14 protein-coding genes are annotated in these 20,628 nt (G+C 69.9%); 6 read left to right on the forward strand and 8 right to left on the reverse strand.

The features are described 5' to 3' along the window. Nucleotides 1-58 precede the first annotated feature (58 nt). Both ACZ7OH_RS19245 and ACZ7OH_RS19250 read left to right on the forward strand, forming a co-directional pair. Nucleotides 59-853 (forward strand): dimethylarginine dimethylaminohydrolase family protein, encoded by a 795-nt coding sequence (locus ACZ7OH_RS19245; protein ID WP_470282000.1) that lies wholly within the window; start codon nt 59-61, stop codon nt 851-853. 93 nt (nt 854-946) lie between these two features. Next, a complete protein-coding gene (locus ACZ7OH_RS19250) occupies nt 947-2,752 on the forward strand; it encodes a hypothetical protein (RefSeq protein WP_470282001.1) in 1,806 nt (601 codons plus the stop codon). Between the two features lie 2 nt (nt 2,753-2,754). Here the strand turns inward: ACZ7OH_RS19250 and ACZ7OH_RS19255 are convergent, their stop codons facing one another. Then, nucleotides 2,755-3,057 carry a hypothetical protein gene (locus ACZ7OH_RS19255; protein WP_470282002.1) on the reverse strand — a complete coding sequence of 101 codons (303 nt, stop codon included), beginning with the start codon at nt 3,055-3,057 and terminating at the stop codon, nt 2,755-2,757. A 106-nt stretch (nt 3,058-3,163) separates the two neighbouring features. Here ACZ7OH_RS19255 and ACZ7OH_RS19260 point away from each other — a divergent pair, with 106 nt between their 5' ends. After that, nucleotides 3,164-3,523, forward strand: coding sequence for a hypothetical protein (locus ACZ7OH_RS19260; protein ID WP_470282003.1), 360 nt, complete (start codon nt 3,164-3,166; stop codon nt 3,521-3,523). A gap of 3 nt (nt 3,524-3,526) precedes the next feature. Here the strand turns inward: ACZ7OH_RS19260 and ACZ7OH_RS19265 are convergent, their stop codons facing one another. Together ACZ7OH_RS19265 and ACZ7OH_RS19270 are read right to left on the reverse strand one after the other, a co-directional pair. After that, nucleotides 3,527-4,903, reverse strand: coding sequence for an MFS transporter (locus ACZ7OH_RS19265; protein ID WP_470282004.1), 1,377 nt, complete (start codon nt 4,901-4,903; stop codon nt 3,527-3,529). After that, nucleotides 4,900-5,745: an alpha/beta fold hydrolase gene (locus ACZ7OH_RS19270; protein WP_470282005.1), complete on the reverse strand. Its 846-nt coding sequence runs from the start codon at nt 5,743-5,745 to the stop codon at nt 4,900-4,902. The genes ACZ7OH_RS19265 and ACZ7OH_RS19270 overlap by 4 nt, the downstream gene beginning before the upstream one ends. 76 nt (nt 5,746-5,821) lie before the next feature. Between ACZ7OH_RS19270 and ACZ7OH_RS19275 the strand changes: the two genes are divergently transcribed. Then, entirely contained in the window at nt 5,822-6,772 is a 951-nt protein-coding gene (locus tag ACZ7OH_RS19275; protein WP_470282006.1) for a LysR family transcriptional regulator, read from the forward strand. Nucleotides 6,773-7,095: 323 nt separating this feature from the next. On the opposite strand, the gene ACZ7OH_RS19280 is transcribed toward ACZ7OH_RS19275, so the two are convergent. From ACZ7OH_RS19280 to ACZ7OH_RS19290, 3 genes are all read right to left on the reverse strand, one after another. Next, a complete protein-coding gene (locus ACZ7OH_RS19280; RefSeq protein WP_470282007.1) occupies nt 7,096-7,464 on the reverse strand; it encodes a hypothetical protein in 369 nt (122 codons plus the stop codon). A gap of 33 nt (nt 7,465-7,497) precedes the next feature. After that, nucleotides 7,498-13,995 carry an RHS repeat-associated core domain-containing protein gene (locus tag ACZ7OH_RS19285; RefSeq protein ID WP_470282008.1) on the reverse strand — a complete coding sequence of 2,166 codons (6,498 nt, stop codon included), beginning with the start codon at nt 13,993-13,995 and terminating at the stop codon, nt 7,498-7,500. A 383-nt stretch (nt 13,996-14,378) separates the two neighbouring features. Then, nucleotides 14,379-14,654, reverse strand: coding sequence for a hypothetical protein (locus ACZ7OH_RS19290; RefSeq protein ID WP_470282243.1), 276 nt, complete (start codon nt 14,652-14,654; stop codon nt 14,379-14,381). 1,281 nt (nt 14,655-15,935) lie between these two features. Here ACZ7OH_RS19290 and ACZ7OH_RS19295 point away from each other — a divergent pair. After that, on the forward strand, nt 15,936-16,265 hold the full coding sequence (locus tag ACZ7OH_RS19295; RefSeq protein ID WP_470282009.1) for an effector-associated constant component EACC1: 330 nt from the start codon (nt 15,936-15,938) through the stop codon (nt 16,263-16,265). Continuing rightward, on the forward strand, nt 16,258-18,873 hold the full coding sequence (locus ACZ7OH_RS19300; protein WP_470282244.1) for a caspase family protein: 2,616 nt from the start codon (nt 16,258-16,260) through the stop codon (nt 18,871-18,873). The genes ACZ7OH_RS19295 and ACZ7OH_RS19300 overlap by 8 nt, the downstream gene beginning before the upstream one ends. 238 nt (nt 18,874-19,111) lie before the next feature. On the opposite strand, the gene ACZ7OH_RS19305 is transcribed toward ACZ7OH_RS19300, so the two are convergent. After that, nucleotides 19,112-19,378, reverse strand: coding sequence for a hypothetical protein (locus ACZ7OH_RS19305; protein ID WP_400903742.1), 267 nt, complete (start codon nt 19,376-19,378; stop codon nt 19,112-19,114). 32 nt (nt 19,379-19,410) lie between these two features. After that, nucleotides 19,411-20,517, reverse strand: a complete 1,107-nt coding sequence (gene rlmN, locus ACZ7OH_RS19310) for a dual-specificity RNA methyltransferase RlmN (protein ID WP_470282010.1) — start codon at nt 20,515-20,517, stop codon at nt 19,411-19,413. Nucleotides 20,518-20,628 lie beyond the last annotated feature (111 nt).

Genomic DNA, 20,628 nt, shown 5'->3' on the forward strand with positions numbered 1-20,628 from the left:
CGGGCTGGGCCACCCCCCAGCCCGACCGCCCGCCCGTCTCGACGAATCGAGTGAACCCATGACGCACCAACGGCTTCTGATGTGTTCCGCGCGGTACTTCCGCGTCGACTACGAAATCAACCCGTACATGCACGTCGCGATCCAGCCCGACGTGGACGCCGCCCTCACCGAGCACGAGAACATCGTGGAGGCGCACCTCGCCGCCGGCCGCAAGGTCGAGTTCGTCGACGCGGACCCGGCCTGCCCCGACATGACCTACACCGCCAACGCGGCGGTGGTGCAGGGCAACCGCGCGGTGCTGGCGACGCTCCCGCCGGAGCGGTCCCCGGAAACCCCGCACCACCGGGCCTGGCTGGAGTCCCACGGCTTCGAAGTGGTCTCGACGAGGTACGCGTTCAGCGGCCAGGGTGACGCGCTGGCGTGCGGCTCACTGTTGCTGGCGGCCCACGGCCAGCGCACGGACACCCGCGCGCTGCGCACGCTGGCGCGTCACCTGGACTACGACGTCGTCCCGCTCCGCACGACGAGTTCCCGGTGGTACGACCTGGATCTGGCGGTGGCGGTGATCAGTTCCGGTGTCCTGGCCTACAACCCGGAGGCGCTGGACGCACCGAGCCTGCGCACACTGCGTGGGCTGGGCGTGGAGCTGATCGAGGTCGCGCCGGCCGAGGCGGCGGCGTTCGCGTTGAACCTGATCAGCGACGGCCACACGGTGACGATGACGTCAGGGGCGCCGCGGCTCGCCGCGGACTTGAGGTCGATGGGCATGACGGTGACGGAGCTGGACACAACGGAGCTGCGCAAGGGCGGCGGCGGCATCCGCTGCACGGCGTTGACGCTGGACAACCCCTGAGGGCCGGGTGCCCGGCGGCCTCGCCGGGCACCGCGGTTCGTCAGACCTGTTCTTTTCCGGTCATGCCCTACGGTGATCAACGTGGACAACGGTATGGCGAATGCAGACGAAACCCGTCGCGACGAGCCGGGTGAGGTCGCCTACCGGGTCCTGTCGATCCGGATGATTTGGTTCGCCTCCGCCGTGATCGTTGTACTCGGCGTCGCGGTAGCAGTGTGGTTGCTGGGCGCCTTCGGCCACGGCGACGCGCAGGAGCGGAACCAGCTGGAGGCGATCAAGACGGCCGGCACCGTCGTGGTCGGGACGGGTGGGGCCGCGGCGCTGCTGCTCGCAGCACGCCGACAGCGGAGCACCGAAATCGGCCTCAAGCAGAAGGACCTGGACCAGGCGGCGGTGGCACGCACGCACGCGCTGCAGGAGCGGATGGCCGAGGACACCCGGCTGGACGCGGCGGAACGGCGGCTCACCGAGCTCTACAGCACTGCCGTGGACCAGCTGGGTTCGGAGCGGCTGGCGGTGCAGCTCGGCGGCCTCTACGCCCTGGAGCGGCTCGGCCAGAGCAGTCCTGGCCAGAGGCAGACGATCGTCAACGTCTTCTACGCATACCTGCGGATGTTCACGGACGCGGCCGCCGACGTCGTCGAGAGCCGTGAGAACCACTTCGGGCAGCAGAGTCGCGTTCGGCAGGCCGTCGGCGAGGTCCTGGCGGCACACCTGCGTCCCGGCGCGCCGGACCACCGCTTCTGGCCGGACATCGACCTCGACCTCGCCGGCGCGAGCCTGCTCGGCTTCGACCTGAGCGGCTGCCGGGTGCGGTCAGCCGGTTTCCGCTCGGCGACCTTCGTGGGCCCGGCACACTTCGGCGCCGCGACGTTCACCGACGCGGCCGGCTTCGCCTCGGCGACGTTCACGGCGGAGGCGGACTTCGCCGGAACCGTCTTCGACAGCCGTCCGGACTTCACAGCGGCGTGCTTCCGCGGCGACGCGGTGTTCACGTCGGCGCGCTTCGCCCGCGGCCTGGAGTTCGACGGCGCGGTGTTCCTGACGCGCGCCCACTTCGATTCGGCAGCGTTCACGCTCGGCGAGGCAGCCCCCATGTCGTTCGAAGAACTGCCAGGCGAGCTGGTTCGGCAGTTGACCGCGCTGCCGACGCACGTTCCCTACGCCGAGCTACCGGCTCCAGAGGCCGGTTCCCTGTCGCTCGGCGTCCGCGTCGACGGAACACCGGCTGCCTGGTCGCCGGACGCCGATCCGCACTTCGTGGCGTTCATGGGACCGGAATCGGGCAAGACGACGCTGGTGCGCACCATCCTCCGCGGCATCGTCGAGCGGCACACCCCGGCGGAGGCACTGATCCTGCTGGTGGATTACCGCCGCACCTCGCTCGGTTACGTGGCGACCGAGCACCTGCTGGCCTATGCGGTGTCCCACGTCCAGCTCAGCAGCATGCTGGAGGACGTCCGAGAATCCCTGCAGCGTCGGCTTCCCGGGCCCGATGTCACGCAGGAGCAGCTGAAGAACCGCAGCTGGTGGTCAGGACCGGAGTTGTACGTGGTCGTGGACGACGCCGAACTCGTCGCGCCCGGCGACGTCGACCCGTTCGAGCCGCTGCGCGAGTTCCTCCCCCAGGCGAAGGACGTCGGCCTCCACCTGGTGATCGCCCGCCGCACGGAGGGAGCGTCCGGTGCGCTGGAGCACGGGGTGCTGAACACGTTGGCCGCCCTGCAGACCCCGGGTATCGTCGGCGACGGCGACTTCCGCGAGGGACCGCTGGTCTTCGGAGTCTGGCCGTCGGCCCTGATGCCGGGCCGCGCGACGGCCGTCAGCAGGCGCTACGGCCAGGAACTGGTTCAGCTCGCGTGGTTCGAGCCCGACCCACTGGACTCCCCCTCCGGCTGAAGTCAGACCAGTTTCATCGACGAGACATCGGGCAGCCGATCGGGTGCTTCGTCGGTGACCCACGCGTACTCGATGGCGGAAAGACGACCGCCTTCGACCCAGACGAGCACCTCGCCCACGTACTGCCCGGCGCCGTCGCGGACTTCCGACCCGGCGGGGATCTCGCCGTCCGGAACTTGAGCCGGGGCAACGGTTTCCGGGACGGCGAGGTCGACGCTCGGCTGCCCGGCGGCCCACACCGCCACCACCCGGCAATGCGGTATCTGCGCGCGCAGCCGGTCCGCGCCGGCGAAGTCCGCCGACAACAGGAATTCGAGGACTTCGCTTTCCGCCCGCGTCAGATCGCGGGGAGCGACGGGTACCGGTGCCGTGGCGCGAAAATCGTAGCACCGGCCCCGCTAGTCTCCACTGGTGACCGTTCCCGACCGCGAACTGGTGGCGCGCACCTGGACCGAGCTGATCTCCGGTGCCATCACCAGGACCGACGCGCACTCCCGGGCAGTGCCGTGGGTCGAGGACACCCCGGAGCGTGTCACGGATCCGATGACCAGGAACGCGCTCCTGCACCTGCACGGCTTCGACCAGGCCTACACCTCCGACGGCGAAGTCGGGCACGGCGTCAGCACCGATTGGCTGCACAGCGAAGAAGACATCGCCGCCGCGTTCACCCGCTGGCAGACGGCGATCGCCGAATACGACCAGGACCCGGTGGGCTACGCCGCCAGGGCCCGCCGGCGTGCCCTCGAACAGGTGTCCAAGGAACCGCAGTAGTACTCAGCAGTTCTTCGGACCTGAGAGCGACCCTTGCCACGACACACTTTCGGGGCTTTCCGTGGCGGGCTTCCGCAAGCGGGCCGTGGCCGCGGCCGCGAGCAGGAACACGACGGCCTCGTAACCCATCGCCGCGTCCATTGCCCCGGCGGCGTAGACGACCCCCGCGAGGGCCACGCCGAGTGTGCCGCCGAGTTGCTGCGCCGTGGGCAGCAACCCCGACACGGAACTCGCCACGGGCACCGGAACCCGGTTCAGGACAAGGGAAAACGCCGATGCCGTGAAGACGCCGAACGCGAAGCCGCCGGCTCCGAGCACCGCCCACAGGAGCGGCGCCGGGCCGGCCAGCGCCGGGATGAGCAGCAGCGACACAGCGGCGAGGCCGGCGGACGCGGCGGCGAGCGCCGCGGCGCCGAACCGGCGTGCCGCGGCTTCGGCGACCGCGCTGCCCAGCAGGGCGCCGATCGCGTACGGCGCGACGGTCAACGCCGTCACCAGCGGGTCGCGGTGCAGCGCGCCCTGCAGGTGCAAGGAAAGCAGCAGGCTGAACGACGGAATCCCCGCGTTGAAGAGGAACACCGCGCCGATGCCCCACCGGGTCCTCGACGCGGTCAGCGCTTCCGGCCGCACCAACGGGTAGCGCACTCGCCGTTGGGCCGCGGCGAACGCGGCGAGCAAGCCCAGCCCGAGGGCCAGGCTCACCCACGTCCAGGCCGCCCAGCCCGCGTCCTGGCCGAGGGTCAGCGGCAGCACGAGCAGGACCAGCCCGGTCAGCGACAACGCGGCACCGAGCGGATCCACCCGGCTCGCGTCCGCCGGGCCGCGCCCGCCGGGCAGGATCCGGACCAGGACCAGCGACACGAGCCCCACCGGCACCGGCAGGGCCAGTGCCAGCCGCCAGCCCAGCCCGAACGGGTCGAAGTGCAGCAGGACGCCGCAGCACAGCGGGCCGGCCAGCGACGCCACGGCCATCGTCGCTCCGTAGCGGCCCAGAACCCCGGCCCGCCGGTCCGCGGGCACCGCGGTCTGGATCAGCGACAGGATCTGCGGCGCGACCAGGCCGCTGCCGGCGCCCTGCACCAGCCGGGCGACCACGAGGGTCCCGACGTCCGGAGCGGCGGCCGCGGCCAGCGACGCCAGCGTGAACACGGCCGTGCCGGCGACGAACACCCGCCGGTAGCCGAACCGGTCGCCGAGCCGGGCCGCGGTGATCAGCGCGCAGGCGTAGGTCAGCGTGTAGCCGACCAGCGCGAGCTGCCCCGCGCCCGAGCCGGCGGCGAGGTCGTGACGGATGCGCGGGACGGCGAGCTGCATCACGGTGACGCTCATCAGCTGGACGAACGTCCCCGACAGCAGCACGGCTTGCGCGGCGGGCCTCATGCCTGCTTCGCGATCCGGCCGAGGAGCTCGGCGAGCTCGCCGGGGCGGGTCAGGAACGGCGAGTGCCCGCCGGGCAGGGAGTGCACCGCGAACGGGTGCTCCGGAGTCAGGCGGTCCGCTTCGGCGATCATCACGTCCTGGGTGGCCGGCGGCAGCGCCAGGTCGTCGGTCAGCCGGACGTAGCTGCGCGGAACCCGGCCCCACCGCCCGGCGGTCACCGGGTACGCCCCGGCGAGCGACGCCATCGGCTCGTCGGGGTGCAGCGTCAGGCGCCAGCCCGGCCTATCCACGGGCCAGTCGGTCAGGAACGCCCGCCGGATCGCCTCGACCTCGGCGGGGTCGGGCGAGAGCGGGTTGATCCGGAAGGCGCCGAGGACATCGGGATCGCCCGTCCGGGGTGCGTGGGCGGCGCCGGCGTTGACCGGGTCGGTCACGTATTCGCCGAACCGCGGCCGTCCGGCGGGCACGAACGCCGACAGGTAGACGACGTGGTCGACCAGGTCGGGGTGCCGCTCGACCGCGGCCGAAACCGGGCCGCCGCCCGCGCTGTGCGCGACGAGGACCACGTGGGAGAAGCGGCGGCGCACCTCGGCGAGGTCGGCGATCAGGGCGTCGACGAGCACCTCGGTGGTCAGCCCGGCGAGCGCGGAGGGCTCGGTCGCCAGCCCGGGCTGGCCGGGCCGGAGGTACCCGGACGGCAGCGGCGCGGTCACGCCGTGCCCGGGGAGGTCGACGGCGACGCCGGCGATGCCTTGCGCGGCCAGTGCCCGCTGGGTGGCGGCCCAGTGCAGGGAGGAGTGCCAGGCACCGTGAACGAGCACGCAAGCGGTGGTTTCAGTCATGCCGTCCACCCCACCGCGCGACGAGCGCGCTATCCACTTTCATAGCTGGATCACCCTCGCGCGATATTCTGAACGTATGGAGTCCCGTCACCTCCGCTACGCCCTCGCGCTGGCCGAGCACCAGCACTTCGGCCGCGCGGCCGCGTCCCTCGGCATCGCCCAGCCGCCGCTGTCCACCCAGATCGCGGCGGTCGAACGCGAGGTCGGCGAGCGGCTGTTCGACCGCACGCCCCGCGGGGTGTTCCCGACCGCGGCCGGCGCCGCGTTCCTGGCCCGGGCCCGGCGGGCGCTGGGCGAGATGACGGCCGCCGCGGTCGAAGCCGGCCGCGCGGCCCGCGGCGAGACGGGGCAGCTGCGCATGGGCTTCATCGGCTCGGCCCTGCTCGACCCGCTGCCCGGCGTGCTGGGCCGGTTCCGCCGGGCCCGGCCGGACGTCCGGCTCGACCTGCGGGAGGTGAACAGCCCGGACGGGACGGCCGCGCTGGTCGCGGGCGAGCTCGACGTCGCGGTCGGCCGCGGCACCCCGCGCGGCGCGCGCGTGGACGGCCTGGTGACCGTCCCCATCGGCGCCGACCACCTGGTCGCCGTCGTCGGTACCGCCCACCCGTTCGCCGGCCGCGCGGAGATCCGGCTCGAGCAGCTCGCGGCCGAGCGCCTGATCATGTCGGCGCCCGCGCAGGAACCCGCCGTGGCCGCGCGCCTGCGCGACCTGTTCGGCGCCGGCGCGGCCGCGCTGGACGCCGCCACGGTGTCCCGGGACATCCACACGATCATCGGCCTGGCGGCGTGCGACGTCGGCGTCGGCCTCGGCCCGGCCCGGATGCGGCTGGTCACCCGCAAGGACATCTGGTTCTGCGACATAGCCCCGCACGTCCGCCTCCCGGACCTGCAGCTGTCCTTCCGCGCGGCGGACGACTCCCCGGTGCTCGCGGCGTTCCTGGACGTCGTCCGCGCGAACTGCAGCGAAGTCGGCACCCGCCTCGACGACGTCCTCGCCCGCCGCGAAGCCCGGTCGGTCAAGCAGTAGTCAGGTCGTGTGGACGCTCTCCCGGCTCTTGCCGGCGACCGGCTTTCCGGCGTCCGCGCCCCGGGTGGACGTGGCTCCCGCTCACTGCAACGACATCGAACGGGACTGCACGACTTCGGGCGAACTTCGCCGATGGCTCCGAAGGCGCGCCAAGCGGGCGAGAACCAGACAGTCCGCACATGAAAGGCCGGGGCATCGCTGATGCGCCCAACCCTGCGTGCAGCCTCTCCCCCGCATCGTGCGCGCGTCTCTCGATGCGTCTGGCTGCCCGGCGCGACCATGTCGTGATGGAGAGCAAAGGACATGCGCTCCGGTGCCTGAATTCAGACGAGTTTCATCGTGGAGACATCGGGTAGCCGGTCGGGGGGTTCGTCGGTGACCCACGCGTATTCGATGGCCGACAGATAGCCGCCGTCGACCCAGATGAGCACCTCGCCCAGGTACTGACCCGCGCGGTCGCGGACTTCCGATCCGGACGGGATCTCTCCGTCCGGCACCTGCGCCGGAGCAACGGTCTCGGGGACGACGAGGTCGACGCTCGGCTGCGCGGCCGCCCACAGCGCCACGACCCGGCAATGGGGTATCTGCGCGCGAAGCCGGTCAACGCCGTCGAAATTCGCCGACAACATGAATTCGAGAACGTCGCGTTCCGCCCGCGTCAGCTCCCGGGGAGCGATGGGTACCGGTACCATAATACGAAGATCGTAGCACCGGTACCGGTCGATTCACGGAATGAACGCGGTGCCGATTTTGAACACCCCGTTGATCATGGCGCCGCGAATGGTGACGGTGAATCCGTTGATCACCCGGATCAGCGGATTCGTCTTCCCGTAAATACCGTCGGCCGCGCCTTGGACGCTCTCGATGATCTGGTCCATCGTCGCGCCCTCGCTGCCGCACGACTGGATCAGCGCGCCGAGTTTGTGCTTCGGCACGAAGACATGATCCATCTGGGCCTGCTGGCGTCCGTAGTCCTTGGACGCCTGCAGGTTCGTGTCCGCCGCGCTTCGGGACGACCCGCTGTTGCCGCTGCTCGAGTTGCCGGACGACGTCCCACCGTGGCTGACGGAGTACATCAGTCCGACGTACGCGCCCGCCGCCGCGCCCCACGAAGCCGCAGCGCCGATGCTGATCCCGCCGGCCGCCACGGCGCCGCCGCCCGCGATCGCCAGTTCAGCGGCGCCGCACGGTTCGGCGATCAGGCAGGCCGCGGTGCCGACGATGGCCGCGCCGGCGAGCGCGCCCGCGCCGATGTTCTTCCAGGTGTCGCTCGACCAGGAGAACGGGTTCCACCAGTCGCGGCCGGACAGGTCGACGGCATTCACCGGGTTGCCGCCCGCGTAGGCGTACGGCGTTCCTGTCACGTCGACGTCCGGGTCCACGGTCAGGAACTCGGCGGTGGCCGGGTCGTAGTACCGCGCGCGCAGGAACACCAGGCCGGACTCGGCGTCGGTGTACTGCCCGGTGTACCGCAACGGCGTCGAGACCGTGCCGGTCGCGCTCACCCCGCCGTACGGCGAATACGTGAACGCCGCGACCCGCGCGCCGGACGCGTCCAGAAGGGCTGTGGTCGAGCCGATCTGGTCGTGGACGAACCAGTACGCGCCCGCCGCCGACGTCTGCTCCACCGGCAGGCCGCCCGGCCCGTACAGGTAGTCGGTGGTGCCGTCGGTGAGCAGGTTGCTCAGCGCGGCGTCGTCGTAGACGAACGACGTGGTCACGCCGCCGACGGTCTTCGCGACCCGGGTGCCCGCCCCGTCGTACCGGTAGGTGGCGGACGTGCCCGGCTGGGCGAACGACGTCAGCCGGCTGTTCTGGTCGTAGCCGTAGGTGACGTTCCCGGACTGCGCGGTCCGCTCACCGAGTGGGTCGAAGGTGAACGTCCGGGCCCCGGACGGCGCGGTCGCGCACGCCGGCGCGGGACCGGCGGACGCCGCGGTCCAGCAGAGCTGCCCGGCCGGGTCGAACGCCTGCGTGGCCGGACCGACCTGGACCGGGTTGTCCGCCTTGTCGTAGGCGAACGCGGCCGCCGAGCCGCCCGCAGTCGCGGCCAGCTGCTCGCGGTCGGTGTAGGAGTACGTGGTCGCCGCGGCGCTGTTCTCCTGGCGGGAGCCGACCTGGCCCGCGTTGTCGCGGCCGAGGGTGAGCGAGCCCGCGCCGGGCCCGGAAACCGTGGCCGACGTCAACGTGTCGGTCGTGTCGTACCCGTTCGTCACGACGTCGCCGTTGGGGAACGTCGTCTTCGCCAGGACGCCGTCGGCGCTGTATTCGAACGCGGTCTTGTTGCCGCTGGTGTCCGTCACCGAAGCGAGGCGGTTGTCGGCGTCGAACCCACGCGCCACCGGCGTCGTCCTGCCGGGGTAGGTGATGGCGGTCAGGTTCCCGCCGTCGTCGAAGCCGTAGGAGACGGGGACGCCGGCCCCCGTGGTCTTCTTGACCAGCTCGCCGAAGACGTCGTAGGCGTAGCTGGTCGTGCCGGTCGCGTCGGTCATGCCGGTCTTGCGGCCGGCCTGGTCGTACCGGAAAGAGACGGCCGTGGTCGCGGGATCGGCGTACGCCACGGACACGAGCTCGCCCGCCGCGTCGTAGGTCATGGTCGTGGTGCGGCCGCCGGCGTCGGTCGAGCCCGTGACGCGGCCCGCCGGATCGGACGTCGTGCGCACGACGTGGCCGTCCGGGTCCGTCCGGGACGTCTTGCGCCCCTGGCCGTCGTAGCCGTAGCTCGTCTTGGCGCCGAGCCCGTCGGTCGCGTCGGCGACCGTGCCGTCCGGGTTGTAGCCGGTCTTGGTGACGGTGCCGTCGGCCGCCGTCGCCTGGACCGCCTGGCCAACGGCGTCGTAGGTGACGATGCCGGTCTTGCCGTTCCCGTCGGTGGTGCTCACGACGTGCCCGTCGAGGTCGTAGGCGTCGGAAACCGAGTGCCCCAGCGCGTCGGTCGTCTTCGTGACCTGACCCCACGCGTCCCGGGTGTAGGTCGTGACGTGGCCGGACGGTGTCGTGGACGTCAGCAGCCACCCGCGCGCGGTGTCGAAAGAATTCTCGGACCGGGCGCCGGTCGCGTCGGTGACGGAGGTCTTGTCCCCGAAGGCGTCGTACGCCGTGGTCGTGGTCTTGCCCAGCGCGTCGACGACCCGGGTCGGGTCCGCCGGGTGGGCGCTGTCGTCGTAGTAGTAGTTCGTCGTCCGGACCGGCTCCGGGCCGAAGTTCCCGGTGGTGGACTCGACGACGTTGTTCGCCCGGGTGACAGTCGTGGACGTGTGGTCGAGGACGCCCGCGGCCCCGGCGGGGATGTGCCCCGCCTGGTCGAACTGCTCGACCTGGGCGACGCCGTCCGGCCCGATCGTCTCGACGACGTTCCCGTGGTCGTCGTACTGGTAGTTCGTCGTGTTGCCCAGCGCGTCGGACTGCGAGGTCCGGTTCCCGTGGTCGTCGTAGGTGTAGGTGGTGAGGTGGCCGTCGGGGTCGGTCGCGGTCGAGACGCCGAGGGTCACCGGGTCGTAGGTGTAGGACCAGGTGCCGGCGTCCGCGGTGCCGAAGCCCTTGACCTCCTTGGTCAGCAACCCGTTCGCGTAGGTGAACTGGGTCTGGTGACCGGCCGGGTCGGTGACCAGCGTCGTGCCGTCGCCGCCGTAGGCGAAGGTCGTGGCGTGGCCGTTGGCGTCGGTCTGCTTCGTGACCCGCTCGGCGTCGTCGTAGACCATCGAGGTGGCCGCCGAGGCCGGCCCGCCGTAGTTCGCGGGGCTGCGCATGGAGGTCATCAGGTGGTGCGCGTCGTACCCGTACTGGCTGTGCGCTCCGCCCGCGTCGACGACGTCGGTGAGGTTGTCGCCGGTGTCGTAGGAGTAGGTGACGACCCGGCCCACCGAGTCCGCCAGCTTGGTGATGTGCGCGCCGGTCCAAGTGAACGTGTAGACGCGCTGCGCCGGGTCGGTGACGGTCGCGAGGTGCCCGGCGGCGTCGTAGGTCAGGTTCGTTGAGTAGGGCGGCGACGCCTTGCTCCCGGCGAGGTCCTGTTCGGACAGCAGGTGTCCGGTCCCGACGTCGTAGGTGAAGGTGGCCTGTCCCTGGCGGGTGTAGATGTAGGTGCTGCCGGACTTGACGAGCGTGGCGTCGAAGCGGGGCGCGCTCGGTGTGTAGCTGCCGCCGGAGTTCACGAACGTGACCGAGGAAGCGTCTTCCTGTCTGACGGTCACGTTCCCGGTCAGCGGATCGGTGGTGGCGGTCTGGTTGTAGGTGAACGTCCAGCCCCAGCCGAGCGGGCCGTCGGCGGCGAGGGTCTTGTTCGGTCCCTGCGGGTCGGCGATCGCCTCGGCATAGGAGCGCGTCATGGTGAGCTGCGCGCCGCGGCCCGGGGTGGTCAGGTCGGTGAAGTCCTGTCCGAAGTAGCCGGTCGTGGTGTCGACCGGGTCGCCGGCGGTCCGGCGGGCGCACCCGCACTGGATGTAGGCGGGGTTGGAGCCCTTGGGTGCGTCGATCACACCGGGCGGGCCGCCGATCGGCTGACCGGGGGTCCCGCCCATGGGGACGAACGCGACGGCGTCGAAGGCGACGTCGAAGTCCGAATAGCCGAAGCCGCCGTTGTCCTGGGAGCTGCCATTGTTGTTCAGAGTGACGTTGCCGTCGTTTTCCATGGCGAACGTGCCGATGGTGACCCACTGCTCGGAGTTCCACGCCTGGTTGACGCGGATCTTCCACGGCGAGACCCCGCCGCCCGGGTTGATGTTGTAGACGACGTTGGTCGCCTCGGCGCCGAGGCCGGGCAGGTGCAGCTTCACCTTGTAGTACTGCAACGACGGCAGGTTCGGCGTCCAGACGCCGGTGTTGATCAGAGCCGGGTTCGAGCCGTCTTCGGTGTGGGTGAACAGCACCCGGCCGCCGAGGCCAGTGCCGAGCTGGTGGGTGTCGATCGCACCGATCGGGTCGCCGGCGGAGTTCGTGCCGTAGGTGTAGGTGAACGTGCCGTTGCTCGACCAGTTCGCGCCGCCGCAGCCCTGCAGGTTCAGCCGGTTCGGCTCGTCGTCGACGATGATCGACCCACTCGGCACCTTCGACGTGTCCTGACTGCACGTCGGCGGATTCTGCGTCGGGTTCGCCGGCTCACTCCCGCCGGACACGGCGTAGGGGCTCGTCGCACACGTTGTGGCGCAGCTCGGGATCCACGTCACCGGGTTGTGCCACCAGCACTGGAAGTCGTCGAGCATGCAGTGGCTCGCGCCCGGGTTGGACGTGTTGGTGTTGTTCGGGTCGCACTGATTCGCGGACAGGGAGCACATCGCGGTGAACGGCGCGGGCTGCACCCAGTGCTGCCCGCCGTTGTACGTCGGCTTGGCGTAGGCCGGGCTGCCGTATCGGATCAGCGGGCTTGCGGTCCAGCCCAGCACGCGCTCCTGGTACGGCCAGCTCGCCGGGTGCGCCGCGTCGGCGTAGGTGTCCTGCAGGTACGGGTCGCGGTTGGGCGGGTAGTCCAGGTTCGCCGGGTTGTTCGTCCAGCCCAGGCCCCACGTGCCGTGCGGGCCGGTGCAGGACGGGCCGGGCGTGCAGCCGGTGGTATTGCCGTTGGCCGCGTTCGGCTGGATACCCGAGTTGTACGCCCACGCCGCGAAGTACCAGTTCTCCAGGTACCGCGGGTCGGCGTTGTTCGCGGTGATCCCCGCGCTGTAGAGCTGGTTCCAGGTAGTCTCGAGGATCTGCAGGCCGGCGGCGATGTTCTCCTGGTAGTCGACCGCGACCTTCCACTGCCCGTGCTCGGAGAGCGAGTGGTCGCCGATGTGCATGCCGTCGGTGACCTGGCTGATCCCGTAGCCGCAGTCGGAAGCGGCGTAGTTGATCGAGACGATGTCGCCACCGGCGCCGTAGTAGCTGGCGATCAGCGGGTCGCCCGCGGTGCCCGCCGGGGCGTGCCAGGAGGCCTGGGACCAGTTGGATTCCTGGGCCATGATGCCCTCGAAGATCGACCGCGGCACGGTGTTCGTGCCCCCGGCCGGGTGCGACAGCGGGATCAGCGGGAAGTCGCTGTTCGGTGCATAGGCGACCAGGCCCATGTTCCCGAAACCGGCCGGGCGGGTGTACGCGCTGCCGGCGAGCAGGCCCTGCTCGGCCATCTGGACGGCCCAGTTGACCTGCGCCGGGTTGGGCTGCATGACCTGCCGGTTGGCGTTCAGCGGCGGGACCGCGCACTTCGGCGTCTGCGCCTGGGTGGTGTCCGGTGCGGCCTTGACGGTCGCCGCGGCCGCGTCGCCCTGCGGGCTCAGCCGGTTCTGGCGTGGGGCCTGGGCGGGCTTCGGCGCGGCTGAGTAGGTAGGCACAGCGGTGACGGCGGCCCGGGTTGCGGCCGGTACCGCGGGCGCGAGCACCTTCCCGGTGTTCGTCGCCAGCAGCGCGGGCGCGGACTTCCGGCCGTCGGCGTCCGGCCCGAGCAGCGCGTCACCGTCCAAAGAGGACGATTCGGCGCCGTGTGGGAGACCGCTGTCACGGACGCTGCGCACTCCTGCCGCGGCGAGCGCGCTTTCCGGTTCCGGAGTGGCGCCGGAAAGTACCGTGTGGCCGGCCCGGCCCTGGAAGAGCTGTACCCGGTTCAGCTCGCCGGCGCCGATGGTGGTGACCGCGCCGCCGTGTTCGTGTGCGGCGGTCGCAGTGCGCGTGCCGGGCTTGGTGTGCAGGAAAGTGACGCCGCCGTCGGCGGCCGGACGCACGTCGTAGACGTCACCGGGCAACGTGGCCAGCACGGCCGGGTTTCCCTTGGCGGGGACGGAGATCAGCCGGTTTCCCGCGACCCCGACGATGCCGGACGTGGTCGGGACCGCGGAAGTGATCTGGCCCGGTGTCGTCGTGTCCGCGTCGATCCTGCCGGTCGCCAGGTTTGCGGTGAGCAGCCGGGTCTGCCCGTCGAGGGCGACGGTGAACACCGCGGTGTCCCCCGTGCCACAGCCGGGCGAGTAGTACTTGAGACCGACGCCACCGGCCAGTGCGTGCACAGCACCGGTGCCGAGGTCGACTGAGTAGGCGAACGCACCGTGGTCACGCGCGGCCTGGGTGTTCACCGCCGACGCGGGCAGGATCGCGACCGCGGCGTACTTCCCGTCACCGGACACGCACTGGTAGCCGGTCCACGCACCGTCGTCGAACCCGGCTGGGTGGAGGAGCGCGACCTCCTGCCACGCGAACCCGCCGGCCTCCCGGCCCAGTTCGACGTGGTAACCCTGCGCGTCACCGTAGCCGTCCACCGCGAAATCGGCGGATTTCGCCGCGCCCGGACCGAAATCCGCCGATTTCGGCGCCGCTGCACCCCGCGACGGGACAGCCGGTTTCGGCACGGCGCCGGCAACCGAGGTGGTCCCAGCGGCCAACGACACGACAGCGACGATCAGAACGAAGATTCTTCGAATTCGCCGGGCATTACGAGACGGAAAAGACACGCGCCGGACCTCCCCCAAGGCGGCCCCACTCAGACCGCGCTCCGCGCAACCACCCGGAACCCCGAGGCCGCAAGCGAAATTTAGCGCGGCAGCGGGAAAGGTCCATCAACCATTGGAGTGATCTTGGTTCGAGAAAAGAAAAAGGAGCACACCGAAAGCATTACTTGTTCTTTGCCTTCAGCGGCACCGGGTCAGCGGCCGAGCCAGGGTGCCAGCAAAGCCTCGAGATCAGCGTCTGACAGCGGCCGCGGCCCGCCGTGGAACTCATGCCACCGCGAGGCATCCCGCACTGCCTTGTACTCCACCTCGAACGCCCGCATCAGCACGTACATGAACGTCACCGAGCTGAACCGCTCACCCAGCAACGTCCGCGCCTCACGCGCCACCTCGGTCGCGCCACGGCCGACCACATCCGCGAGCCAAAGCTCCTCCGCAGCCGGATCCAACAGGCTGGGGGCATACGTCACGACAAACTCGGAGACCGCACTCACCAGGTGCCGGTGTCCGCAGCCGCACACACGCAGACACCTCGTCGCCGGGCCGCTATGCCCTCAGCGTACCGTCCGACCTGACGCTCTCCTGAGCACGGCCGCGGACGCATGACTTGGGAGCTGGACCGATGATCCGCGAACCACGCGAGGTGTGGCAGGCCGAGCTGGAGGCAACGGCTGGCTACGAACGACGCCACGAGCTCGACGAACGTTGGTTTCACTCGAAAGACCCAGCGGACTTCGAGGCTTTCAAGCACTGGATGAAGTCGGTGACGTGGCCAGCCGAACTTGTGCTATGGCAGAAGGTGAACGACTGGTACGCGACTCAGCTACAGACCATGAGCCCACGACGACGCGAGTCCCTTCCCCAAGTGGCCGTGCGTTGCCGCGAGAAGGGCTGCCTACTCGGCCGGGTGTACTGTTTCGCACTTCAAGGTGGCGGCAGCCGGATATATTTCGTCGGCAGGACATCAAGCGGCAAACCTAAACATGGCGTATGTAACTGGCCGTTCGCCGACAGTTTTGACGGACTCACCCGATGGTGGCAGGTCGGATGCAAAAACACGGCCATACCAGACTCGACTCGGCCGATCTAGTGGAGCTTGTGGTTCCTCCGACTCTGCCGTTGTCGGGATTTCTCGACAAGCTTCCAGAACAGGTTCGGGCGGGGCTCACGGAGAACTTAGATCCAGAGAGCGAGACCATCCCCGACGAGCACCGCCTCGCGTGGCGCGCGAAAATCTACCTTCCGCCGCATGACCGATGGATCCCTCGTGCTGGCACACAGTGCTAAAGTCGAACGCAAGCACCCGCGCCGCATCGGTGTGAGTTGGGCACGTCCCACGCACGCGGTCGCCTGGAGATGGGTACCAGGAATGACCCGAAAGGGTGAATTCCTCATGCCCAAGTCCACACGAAGGTGCCCATCGTGCGCCGCAAGCACCACTCACGCGACATTCGACCGAAAGCACCTGCGTCGCCTCGCCAAGATGGAAGCCACGGCTGACTTCCTCGCTGCTGAGCGCGCTGACCACGAGACCCGCCTACGCTGCCTTGAGCGGTTCCGTTGGCTGGCGTCAGGGATAGCTGGACTAATCACCGCCGCAGGCTACGACGGGATTGCCCACCTCATCGGCAGGTAGCACGTCATCGCACCACGTATCCAGACGGCCATAGCCGCGAAAGCTTCCGGGCCGCCGTTACGAACCGGCTTCTCCGTGCGACTGGGGGAAGTAAAGGACTTCGAGCGGAGGCCGAGTGGAACTCACGATCAGCGCCGAGGGCGACGAACAGGTACTCGAGCAGTTCTACCACTGGCTCAGACAGGACGTCGATGTCGTGCGGACGGCGAAGATCAACACGACCGCGACATCGGACACCGGGCACATGGGCGCGGTCGAGGTCGTGTGCATGTCGATCGGCACGCTGACCGGGCTCGCCAACCTCGGCGTCGCGTGGGCAAGCTTCCTCCGCTCGAGGAAGGCCGCGCCTCCAGTGCAGTTCATCTTCAACTCGCCGCTCACCGACGAGGAGATCGCCATGGTGAAGCGCCTGAACCTGCCCGTGGCGCCGGGTGATGATGACTGACGCGGCCGGACCGCGAGCCGGGCTGCCGGATCCCCGCGCTTCACGGGCCGTCCTCGTCGGCGTGTCCGATTACACGAGCCTCGAAGCACTTCCCGCGGTCGGGAACAACATCGAGACGCTGCATCGGGTGTTCACCGACCTCGACCTGTGGGGACTGCCCGACGAACACTGCGTCACGATGCTCAACCCCGGCTCCGTCGACGACGTGCTGGAAGCCGTGCACACCGCCGCGTCCGAAGCGTCCGAAGCCCTGGTTTTCTACTTCGCCGGGCACGGCTTGCTCGATGACCGCTCCGACCTCTACCTCGCCCTGCCGGACGCGGCGGCCGACCGGCTGCACCGCTCGGTCCGCTACGACGACATCCGGCGCGAGATCGTAGGCACCGCGCGGGCTTGTTACAGCAAAGTGGCGATCCTCGACTGCTGCTACAGCGGTCGAGCGCTGCAAGGCGGCATGGGCGGTTCGGCCGAGCTGGCCGACCACGCCCGAGTGGACGGGACCTACCTCATGACCGCGTCGGCCGAGACGAGCGTGGCGCTAGCGCCACCCGACGAGCCCTACACCGCGTTCACCGGGGCGCTGGTGGACAAGCTGGTCCACGGCCTGCCGGAAGGCCCAGACCTGCTCGACATGGAGACGCTGTTCTACCACGTGCGCGTGGACCTGCAGGCCAGGCACTTCCCGGTGCCCCAGCAGCGCACCCGCAATGATGGCAAGGCGATCGCGCTGGTCCGCAACCGGCACCGCTTCGGTGTTCGCCCGGCGCGGGAGCCGGTGAGCGATCCCGCCCGCGAACTGCCCCACCCGCCGCCAGGCATGGAAGCATTGCTCCGGCGCCGGCCCGCGGACATGTACCTCGAGGTGCAGGCTATGCGCGCGCACGGACAGGATCAGCTCGGGGAACAGCTCTTGGCCGCGTCGGCCGCGCTGCGGGCGGACCAGGAAGTCGCAGCCATCGCCGCGCTGCTCCGGCGACAAGGGAACGCCGAGGATGTCCGCGTCGTTCTCGCAGGCGCGGCCCTGCGGGCACCGACGGAAGTGCTGCGAGTCGTCGATGCGCTGCACGATATGGACATTCCCGACGTGGCAATCCAGCTCGTTCGGACCGTCGGGGTTTGCCGCGCGGCGGATGCCGCGGACCTGGCTCGCCTGCTCCAGGCCGACGGGCGGGACGACGAACTTGTCGAACTTCTGAACGCCGCGTTCGGCGCCGCGCAGGCGGGCAGCGGGCTGATCGACCTGATCAATGCCCTGTGGCTCGCCGGACTGCGCGAAGAAGTGGACCGGTTGATTCTCCGCGCCGCGAGTGACCTGCCCGGCGCCGATATCATTGCCCTGGCCGACGAACTGCGCGAGGTCGGCCGTGAGGAAGTCGCTTTCGGGCTCTACGCGGCGGCGGCCGACATCGTAGCCACCCGGCCTCCCTCTGCCGTGGCCCAGTTGTGCAAGGCGATGTTCCAAGCGGGTCATGAGGCGGAAAGCGCTGAGGTCGCGCAGGGCCTGGTCCGGCGCGCGCACGATGCCGGTTCGTTGCTGGACGTCGCGAACGTCTTCTGGGAGACGGACCAGGAAGCTCACGCCGACCTCGTGGTGGCCCGGGCTGCCGAGGTGTTTTCGATCCCCGAAGTGATCGCGTTTGCCGCCGGGGCGCGGCTGCGCGACCACGAGCAGGCGGCCTACCGGATCTGTTCGCTGGCCGCCGCGGCCCGGCCCGCCGGTTCGGTCCTGGAGATCGTCGCCTCGTTGCGCGAAGAAGGACGTCCGGTCGACGCGAGGAAGGTGCTCGAGGAAAGCGCGGGCCGTGCGACGGTGATGGGTCTGCTCGAGTTACTCGTCGGAAGCGACGAGGCGGACCGCGGGCGCATTCTCGACGTGACGGTTGATCGGGGAGCGGAATTCTGCGCCGCACTTCTGGCTGCGCTCGGGTCGGCGCACCCGGACCTGGCGCGCCGGTTCGCCGACCTCATCACGAAAACCATCGCGATGCACCCCGAGCTGATCGTGATCATCGTCGACGCGCTCGACCTGGCCACAAAGGAGCGCATGTTCGCAAGCCTCGCCGAGGGCGTCGACCCCCGCGGTCTGACAGGCTTGCTCCGCGACCTGCCACCGGACGAAGCGAAGACGCTCATGTTCCTGGCGGTCCGGGCAGGAAGGCCAGCACTCGGCGAGGTCTTCACGGCGCTCACTTCGGACGATGATGCACTGCCAACTCCCTTGGCGGGGCAGCCGGTGAACCGGCTGGGCGCGCTGGTTCGCGGACTGCGCCCCGAATTCCCGGCGCATGCCGATGCGGTGGTCGCCGACGTGGCGGCCGCCAGCCGAGGTGAGGTCGCGATCGCGCACGACATCGCGTACCTCTTCGGCGTGGGCCAAGCGGACGTCGGCCGGTCGGTGCTTCACACGGCGCTGACCGGCCGCTCGAACGACGAACTCAAGCTGATCGTCGCCGAGCTCCGGGCCCGGAACCAGCCCGATTCGCTCGCCGAGACCGCGGATTGGGTCAGGACGACCTACGCGTGGATGGGCGCCGACGGCATCCTTCGCCAGCTCGGACTGCGCAAGTTCACCGGCCGCAAGATCCGGCTGCCGCACCAGACCGAATGACTGAACGGCCCGGCCAACCTCAAGATCGGCCGGGCACGTTCACCATTAGCTACCGGCCCAAACAAAGTCGAAGGGGGCAGCTTCATTGCCTCCGTCTACGCAGCGACGAGGTCGGCCACGGCCCTTTCAATGGCGTCCTCGCTCGCGTAGACCCCTGGCCACGGCGCGCAGCCTTCCAGCTGTTCAGGGTTCGAGCCGACGTAGTCGCTGCCGTCCGACGAGCCGGCTGGTCGGACGATCAGCGGTCGAGCCACGGAGCGAGCAGCGTCTCCAGATCGGCGTCCGACAGCGCCCGCGGTCCACCGTGGAACTCGTGCCAGCGCGCCGCGTCGCACGCTGCCGTGTACTCCACCTCGAACGCCCGCATCAGCACGTACATGAACGTCACCGAGCTGAACCGCTCGCCCAGCAACGTCCGGGCCTCGCGCGCGACATCGGTCGCGCCGACGAAATCCTTCAGCTTCAACGATTCCGCAGCCGGGTCCAGCAGGCTGGGGGCATACATCACAACGATTTCTCCATACTAGAAACGAAAACTCAGCCTTCAGCGGCCAGCTGCCCACACGCCGCGGCGACCTCCTGGCCCCGCGTGTCGCGCACCGTGCACGCTACTCCGCCCGCGTTGACCAGCCGCACGAACTCCCGCTCCACCGGCTTCGGCGACGCATCCCACTTGCTACCCGGCGTCGGGTTCAGCGGGATCACGTTGACGTGCACGAGCTGACCCAGGTGCTTGCGCAACCGCTTCGCGAGCAGCTCGGCTCGCCACGGCTGGTCGTTGATGTCCCGGATCAACGCATACTCGATCGAGACCCGCCGCCCCGACGTGTCCGCGTAGTACCGCGCCGCCGACAAAACTTCGTCCACCGACCAGCGCTCGTTCACCGGCACCAGCGTGTCCCGCAGCTCGTCATCCGGCGTGTGCAGCGACACCGCCAGCCGAACCTGCATCTTCTCGTCAGCCAGCTTCCGGATCGCCGGCGCCAGACCCACCGTCGACACCGTCACCGAACGCTGACCGATCCCCAAACCACCCGGAGCCGGGTCGGTGATCCGCCGAACCGCAGCCACCACGCGCTTGTAGTTGGCCAGGGGCTCGCCCATCCCCATGAAGACGATGTTCGACAGCCGCCCGGGACCGCCGGGCATCGTGCCGTCGCGCATGACCGCCGCCGCCGAACGGACCTGGTCCACGATCTCCGCCGTCGACAGGTTCCGGTCCAGACCACCCTGGCCGGTCGCGCAGAACGGGCACGCCATGCCGCAGCCCGCCTGGCTCGAGATGCACAGCGTCGCGCGGTCCGGGTAGCGCATCAGGACGCTCTCCAGGAGCGTGCCGTCGTGCGCGCGCCACAGCGTCTTGCGCGTCGCGCCCCTGTCAGCCTCCAACGCGCGGACCTCGGTCAGCAGCGTCGGCATCAACGACTCGACGAGCCGGGAGCGCGAAGCCGCCGGGATGTCCGTCATCTCGGCCGGGTCGACCGTCAGGCGGGAAAAGTAGTGGTTCGAGAGCTGCTTCGCCCGGAACGGCTTCTCCCCCAGTTCCGCCACCGCGGCAGCGCGCTCGGCCACGGAAAGGTCGGCGAGGTGGCGCGGCGGCAGGCCGCGCTTGGGGGCGTCGAAGACGAGCGGGAGGGCAGTCATAACCTGACCAGTGTCCCACGCGCCCACCAGCACCGCCCGAACCGCCCTGGCGGAATGTACGCCAGGTCACCGGCGAAACCGGGAAGGCCGTCCGGGAGTCCAACAGCGGAC

The sequence above is a fragment of the Amycolatopsis sp. NPDC114478 genome (assembly GCF_055633805.1).